This window comes from Paenibacillus sp. P4_A7 (genome assembly GCF_056402455.1).
The window spans coordinates 1-713 of sequence record NZ_JBFUHJ010000892.1 but is presented as its reverse complement, the minus strand read 5'-3'; the positions used below and the strand labels follow the sequence as shown (position 1 = coordinate 713).

The window sequence follows — 713 nt, the reverse complement described above, 5'->3', positions numbered from 1 at the left end:
GTTTCATACTCTGACAATTCCTTCATTAGCCTTGCATCGCCGTGCAGCAGCAACTTTTCTGAACATGTCGATAGCTGAAGTTTTCCATATCTCCCCATCAGCTTTCTTACTTTGGTCTCCACTTGAAAGGGTAGCTCGTATCTTCCATAAGTGGATAACCACTCCACAATTTCGTCTGCCTTTATTTCAATCGACGCCGCATTCCATAGCGATAGTGGTGTAATGCGATAGGTATGTATCGAACCAGCTCTTCTCACCGTATCTGCAAAGAGCGTTAGCTTCTCGAGCGCTTCTTGCGCAGCAGGCCTGTTTTCATCTAACAATACAGTCAAATCGGTCTGTACAATGAGTGGTCCAAATTTATGATCTAACATGCTGATTCCTCCTTATACACAAAATGCCTTTTATTCAGTATGAAGAATTTTGACTATTTTTATGCCGATGAATATGGATTGACAGCATTTTTTACACTCATTTTGTGTTATAATAAAATGATCTTTATTCTGACCATCTACAAGCTGGAGGTATTGCATCAATGAAAAAAAACTTTATTATTCTCCTGCTTCTTATTTGCTTGCCGCTTTCCGGCTGCTCAGCGATGTCCGAGCTCTCCTCAAACTTCATCCAAACGAATCAATGGTATACCGTATCTGATTATGTGGACGGAGATACGTTCAAAATAAAAACAGGCAACAATGTAACAACGGTTCGTC

Annotated in this window: 1 protein-coding gene; it reads right to left on the bottom strand. The window is 40.5% G+C overall.

Annotated elements, in window-relative coordinates:
• Positions 1-374: helicase-associated domain-containing protein (locus tag AC1DWN_RS34780; RefSeq protein WP_477563351.1), on the bottom strand; the 374-nt coding region annotated here is incomplete at its 3' end.
• Between the last annotated feature and the right edge of the window lie 339 nt (positions 375-713).